A 6,252-nucleotide genomic window follows, 5' to 3' on the forward strand; every position below is an offset into this window, starting at 1 on the left:
CCTGCCGGCACATGGCGCAAGATAGATGGCGCCGGACAGCCGGACAGCATGTAAGCCGGCCGGCGTCGCAGGGCAGCCGGGCGCCGGATAGCCGGCGCAGGATAATCGGGCAGAGTGCGCAGCCGGCGGCCGGCCGGTTTCGCAAGGCGCGGTGTGACATCAGGCCGAGGGGTGAGGTCGCCCGGAATGACGATGACACGGCAGTTCACGGACAATCCGCAGTTCTATCTGACGGCCCCTTCGCCGTGCCCCTATCTGGCCGGGCGGCAGGAGCGCAAGGTCTTCACCCATCTCGTCGGCGAGCGGGCCAACGCGCTCAACGATGTGCTGACGCAGGGCGGCTTCCGCCGCAGCCAGAACATCGCCTACCGCCCGGCCTGCGAGGGCTGCCGCGCCTGCCTCTCCATCCGCATCGTCGTCGACGATTTCGACTGGACCGCCTCGTTGCGCCGCGTCCTGAAGACGAACGACGACATCGTCGGCACGGTCACGCCGCCGCGTCCCTCGTCGGAGCAGTACAGCCTGTTCCATCGTTATCTGGAAACCCGCCACGCCGACGGCGGCATGGCCGACATGTCGGTCGTCGACTACGCCATGATGGTGGAAGACACCCACGTCGACACCGTACTGGTGGAATATCGCGCCCGCACGGCCGACAGCGCCATCACCGGCCGCGGCCACGGCCCGCTGATCGCCGCCGCCCTGACCGACCGCCTGTCGGACGGCCTCTCCATGGTCTACTCGTTCTTCGACCCGGAGCCGGCGCGCCGCGGGCTCGGCACCTTCCTCATCCTCGACCATATCCGCCGCGCCAGGGCGGCGGGGCTGCCCTATGTCTATCTCGGCTACTGGGTCGAGGGATCGCCGAAAATGGGCTACAAGCAGCGCTTCCGCCCGCAGGAGGTGCTGGGGCCGACCGGCTGGCGGCGGGTGTGAGCGGCCTTGCCCCGGCCTTGCGGCGCGGCGGGCGTGCAGGGCTGCCCTGCAGTCGCAGCCATGGCAACGCGGCCATCATTGCTTGACGGCGGCCGGGTGCTCGCCTACTTCATCCGCTTCGAAGCTGGCCGGGGCCGGCGCGGTGCCCCGCGCCTGCCGTGAACCGAACTGCGCACTTCGCCGCTTCGCGCATCACACCAATTGCAGGGTGCCGCCATGCACATCGAAACCGCCGCTGAGGGCTGGAGCGAAGCCGCGCCGACCGGCGTTCTGGTTCTGGCCGACGGCACCGTCATCTGGGGCACGGGCGTGGGCGCCACCGGCAAGGCCGTCGCCGAGGTCTGCTTCAACACCGCCATGACGGGCTATCAGGAAATCCTGACCGACCCGTCCTATGCCGGCCAGATCATCACCTTCACCTTCCCGCACATCGGCAATGTCGGCGTCAACGACGAGGACATCGAGGTCGTCAACGCGGCGCGCGCCGCGGGCGTGCGCGGCTGCGTGCTGAAGACCGACATCACCGAACCCTCCAACTACCGCGCGCTGAAGCCGTTCAGCCGCTGGCTGGAGGCCCGCGGCATCATCGGCCTGACCGGCATCGATACCCGCGCGCTGACCAACCTCATCCGCGAAAAGGGCATGCCCAACGCGGTCATCGCCCATTCGCCCGACGGCGTGTTCGACCTCGACGCCCTGAAGGCGGAAGCCGCCGCGTGGCCGGGCCTCGAAGGGCTCGATCTGGCCCGGGAGGTCACCGCCGGCCAGACCTACGGCTGGGACGAGACCGTCTGGGTGTGGGACAAGGGCTTTGGCCGGCAGGAAGCGCCGAAATACAAGGTCGTGGCCATCGACTATGGCGTGAAGCGCAACATCCTGCGCCTGCTGGCCGACCGCGGCTGCGCGGTCACCGTGGTGCCGGCCACCGCCACCACCGAGGAAGTGCTGGCCCACAAGCCGGATGGCGTGTTCCTCTCCAACGGCCCGGGCGACCCGGCGGCGACCGGCGAATATGCCGTGCCGGTGATCCGCGATCTGGTGGCGACCGGCCTGCCGGTGTTCGGCATCTGCCTCGGCCATCAGATGCTCGGCATCGCGCTCGGCGGCCAGACGGTGAAGATGCATCAGGGCCACCACGGCGCCAACCACCCGGTGAAGGACTACACCACCGGCAAGGTCGAGATCACCTCCATGAACCACGGCTTCGCGCTCGACCGCGACAGCCTGCCGGACAGCGTGGAGGAAACCCACGTCTCGCTGTTCGACGGTTCCAACTGCGGCGTGCGGCTGAAGGACAAGCCGGTGTTCTCGGTGCAGTACCACCCGGAGGCCTCGCCCGGCCCGCGCGACAGCCACTACCTGTTCGACCGTTTCGTCGGCTTCATCGCCGACCACAAGAAGGCCGGCTGAGGCCGCCTTCCCGTCCTGCCTCCTGCAGAGGGCCGGCCCGTGTGCCGGCCCTCTGGCGTTTTCAGGCACCGTCGCCGCCGCCGGCGCGGGCCTCCATGTCGAGGCGGGCGCGGTCGATGGCCGCTTCCACGCGCTCGATCAGGGCGGCCAGATCGCGGGTGCGAAGCTGGTCCAGCTTGTCGTGCAGCGCCATGATCTCCAGTTCCGCCTTGAGGTTCACCTCATAGTCGTGGGCCGCCGCCATGCGGTCCTTCTGCGCCTGCCGGTTCTGCGACATCATGATGATCGGCGCCTGCACCGCCGCCAGCAGCGACAGCATCAGGTTGAGGAAGATGAAGGGATAGGGATCGAACGGCATCCCCCACCGCGTCAGGATGGCGGTGTTGAGCCCGACCCAGGCCACGATCACCACGCCGAAACTGATGATGAAGCCCCACGAGCCGCCGACCTCGGCCACCTGATCGGCCAGCCGCTCGCCGAAGGTGCGGCTCTCGTCGAACGCCACCGACATGTCGCGCGACACCGCATGGCGGCGCGCCATGCGGGTGATGACCCGCCGCTCCTGCGGCGAGAGATCGGCCAGCCCCATGTCGAGCACGCGGCGGGCGAACTCGCGCACCGCCGCCTCGTTCGGCGCCATGCCGCCGGGACCGCTGCCGTTTGCTGCTGTCGTCATCGCGCCTCCTCCGGCCCGTCACAGGCGCGGTGCGGAAAAGGTGTCGCAGGCCGACAGCCGGCCGGAATCGAACCCGGTGCGGAACCAGCGCGCACGCTGCCCGGCCGTGCCGTGGGTGAAGCTGTCGGGCACCACCACGCCCTGCGTGCGGCGCTGCAGGGTGTCGTCGCCGATCTGGTGGGCGGCATTGAGCGCCTCTTCCACGTCGCCGCGCTCAAGGTTGCCGGCCGCATCGGTATAATGGGCCCAGATGCCGGCGAAACAGTCCGCCTGCAATTCCACCTTCACCGACAGCGCATTGGCCTCCGCCGGCGAAAGGCGCGCCCGCATGGCCTGATAGCGCGGCAGGATGCCGGTGAGGTTCTGCACATGGTGGCCGACCTCGTGGGCGATCACATAGGCATCGGCAAAATCGCCGGCGGCGCTGAAGCGGGTTGCCATCTCGCGGAAGAAATCCATGTCGAGATAGACCTTCTGGTCGCCGGGGCAATAGAACGGCCCGCTGGCCGCCTGCGCCAGCCCGCAGGCCGAGCTGACCCGGCCGGAAAACAGCACCAGCCGCGGTTCGGTGTAACTGCCGCCGCCCTCCGAAAACAGCCGGTGCCAGACATCTTCGGTATCGGCCAGCACCACGCGGACGAAAGACTTCATTTCCGCCTCGTCGCGCGGCGCGCCCTCGCCGGCCGGCGCGATGCCGCCGGGCTCGGTGCGCCCGGCCGTCTGGCTCTGGCTCTGGCTCTGGGTCTGCCCGCGGTCGGCCGGGGCCATCTCGCCGGTCAGGAACGAGATCGGATCGACGCCCAGAAGCCACAGCACGACCAGCAGCACGATGAAGCCGCCGATACCCAGCCCGCCGCCGCGGCCGCCGCCGGGAATGCGCATGCGCGGCCCCGCGCCGCCATAGCCGCCGCCGGGAAAGCCGGTTCCGCCCATGCCGCCGGCAAAGCCGCCCTCGCCGCGGCGATCTTCCACGTTGGCGCTCTCGCGCCGTCCGCGCCATTTCATCGGCTTACCTCTTGCTGCACGCGGCGCCCGCTCTCCGGTCGTTGCCCCGGCCGAAATGCATCGCACCAATGCCAGCGCCGCGAAAGCCGCGACGCCGGTTCCCTTTGCGATTGGCGCCATTATCGCCTATAAGCCCCGCCAGCACGTTTAACCCCACTTGAAGACCGAAACTGAAGGCGCCCCGCGGCAACGCCCGCGCCGGGCCCCGGATCGACGCGGGCGGACCATGCCGAAACGGACCGATATCAAGACCATCCTCATCATCGGGGCGGGACCGATTGTGATCGGACAGGCCTGCGAGTTCGACTATTCAGGCACGCAGGCCTGCAAGGCGCTGAAAGACGAAGGCTATCGCATCGTTCTCGTCAACTCCAATCCGGCCACCATCATGACGGACCCGGATCTGGCGGATGCGACCTACATCGAGCCGATCACCCCGGAAGTGGTAGCCAAGATCATCGAGAAGGAGCGGCCGGACGCGCTGCTGCCCACCATGGGCGGCCAGACGGCCCTCAACACCGCGCTGTCGCTGCGCAGGATGGGCGTGCTCGATACCTTCGGCGTGGAGATGATCGGCGCCACCGCCGAGGCCATCGACAAGGCGGAAGACCGCGAACAGTTCCGCGAGGCCATGAAGACCATCGGGCTGGAGACGCCGCGCTCGGCGCTCGCCCACAACCTGACCGAGGCGCTCGCCGCCTTCGACGACATCGGCCTGCCGGCCATCATCCGCCCCTCGTTCACCCTCGGCGGCACCGGCGGCGGCATCGCCTACACCAAGGCGGAATTCATCGAGATCGTGGAACGCGGTGTCGATGCCTCGCCCACCAACGAGGTGCTGATCGAGGAATCGGTTCTCGGCTGGAAAGAATATGAGATGGAGGTTGTCCGCGATCGCAAGGACAACTGCATCATCATCTGTTCCATCGAGAACATCGACCCGATGGGCGTCCACACCGGCGATTCCATCACCGTCGCGCCGGCGCTGACGCTGACCGACAAGGAATACCAGATCATGCGCGACGCCTCGCTGGCGGTGCTGCGCGAGATCGGCGTGGAGACCGGCGGCTCCAACGTGCAGTTCGCGGTCAATCCGGCCGACGGGCGCCTCATCGTCATCGAGATGAACCCGCGCGTGTCGCGCTCCTCGGCGCTGGCCTCCAAGGCCACCGGTTTCCCGATCGCCAAGATCGCCGCCAAGCTGGCCGTCGGCTACACGCTGGACGAGCTGGAGAACGACATCACCGGCGGCGCCACCCCGGCTTCGTTCGAGCCGACCATCGACTATGTCGTCACCAAGATCCCGCGCTTCGCGTTCGAGAAGTTCCCCGGCGCCGAGCCGACGCTGACCACGGCGATGAAGTCGGTCGGCGAGGTGATGGCGATCGGCCGCACCTTTGCCGAATCGCTGCAGAAGGCGCTGCGCGGCCTTGAGACCGGGCTGACCGGCCTCAACGAGATCGAGATCCCCGGCATTGGTCAGGGCGACGACAAGAACGCCATCCGCGCCGCCCTCGGCCGCCCCACTCCCGACCGTCTGCTGATCGTGGCGCAGGCCATGCGCCACGGCTTCACGGTGGAGGAGATCCACGCCGCCTGCCGCATCGATCCGTGGTTCCTTGAGCAGATCCGCGCCATCGTGGAGACCGAGGCCAAGATCCGCCGCATCGGCCTGCCGAAGACCGCCGCCGGCCTGCGCCGGCTGAAGGCCATGGGCTTTTCCGACAGCCGGCTTGCCCACATTCTCGGCCTGCACGGGCGCGACGTGTCGCGCCTGCGCAACGAGCTGGGCGTGCGGCCGGTCTTCAAGCGCATCGACACCTGCGCGGCCGAGTTCGCCTCGCCCACCGCCTACATGTATTCCACCTACGAGATGCCGTTTGCCGGCGAGGTCGCCAACGAGGCGCGCCCGTCCGACCGGCGCAAGGTGGCGATTCTCGGCGGCGGCCCGAACCGCATCGGTCAGGGCATCGAGTTCGACTATTGCTGCTGTCATGCGGCCTTTGCCCTGCGCGATCAGGGCATCGAGGCCATCATGATCAACTGCAACCCGGAGACCGTCTCCACCGACTACGACACCTCCGACCGGCTCTATTTCGAGCCGCTGACGGCGGAAGACGTGATCGAGATCCTGCAGCTCGAACAGTCGAGCGGCGAGCTTCTCGGCGTCATCGTGCAGTTCGGCGGCCAGACCCCGCTGAAGCTGGCGCAGGCGCTGAACGACG

General features: G+C 68.3%; 5 protein-coding genes. 3 read left to right on the top strand and 2 right to left on the bottom strand.

What is annotated here, in order from left to right:
- The first annotated feature begins 192 nt into the window (after positions 1-192).
- Together V7067_RS12670 and carA are read left to right on the top strand one after the other, a co-directional pair.
- Entirely contained in the window at positions 193-936 is a 744-nt protein-coding gene (locus V7067_RS12670) for an arginyltransferase (RefSeq protein WP_334176270.1), read from the top strand.
- A gap of 216 nt (positions 937-1,152) precedes the next feature.
- A complete protein-coding gene (gene carA, locus V7067_RS12675; RefSeq protein WP_334176266.1) occupies positions 1,153-2,346 on the top strand; it encodes a glutamine-hydrolyzing carbamoyl-phosphate synthase small subunit in 1,194 nt (397 codons plus the stop codon).
- A gap of 61 nt (positions 2,347-2,407) precedes the next feature.
- On the opposite strand, the gene V7067_RS12680 is transcribed toward carA, so the two are convergent.
- Both V7067_RS12680 and V7067_RS12685 read right to left on the bottom strand, forming a co-directional pair.
- Positions 2,408-3,022, bottom strand: coding sequence for a DUF1003 domain-containing protein (locus V7067_RS12680; RefSeq protein ID WP_334176267.1), 615 nt, complete (start codon positions 3,020-3,022; stop codon positions 2,408-2,410).
- An 18-nt stretch (positions 3,023-3,040) separates the two neighbouring features.
- Positions 3,041-4,027, bottom strand: a complete 987-nt coding sequence (locus V7067_RS12685; protein WP_334176268.1) for a neutral zinc metallopeptidase — start codon at positions 4,025-4,027, stop codon at positions 3,041-3,043.
- A 226-nt stretch (positions 4,028-4,253) separates the two neighbouring features.
- Between V7067_RS12685 and carB the strand changes: the two genes are divergently transcribed.
- On the top strand, positions 4,254-6,252 hold a 1,999-nt coding region (gene carB / locus V7067_RS12690; protein WP_334176269.1), incomplete at its 3' end, for a carbamoyl-phosphate synthase large subunit.

It is taken from the genome of Pseudoxanthobacter sp. (genome assembly GCF_036822375.1).
In the GTDB taxonomy this organism is placed as follows: Bacteria; Pseudomonadota; Alphaproteobacteria; order Rhizobiales; family Segnochrobactraceae; genus Pseudoxanthobacter.

Excerpts from the sequence above, each read along its gene's own strand:
- V7067_RS12670 (WP_334176270.1), top strand. The coding sequence starts at position 193 with ATGACACGGCAGTTCACGGACAATCCGCAGTTCTATCTGACGGCCCCT.
- carA (WP_334176266.1), top strand. The coding sequence starts at position 1,153 with ATGCACATCGAAACCGCCGCTGAGGGCTGGAGCGAAGCCGCGCCGACC.
- V7067_RS12680 (WP_334176267.1), bottom strand. The coding sequence starts at position 3,022 with ATGACGACAGCAGCAAACGGCAGCGGTCCCGGCGGCATGGCGCCGAAC.
- V7067_RS12685 (WP_334176268.1), bottom strand. The coding sequence starts at position 4,027 with ATGAAATGGCGCGGACGGCGCGAGAGCGCCAACGTGGAAGATCGCCGC.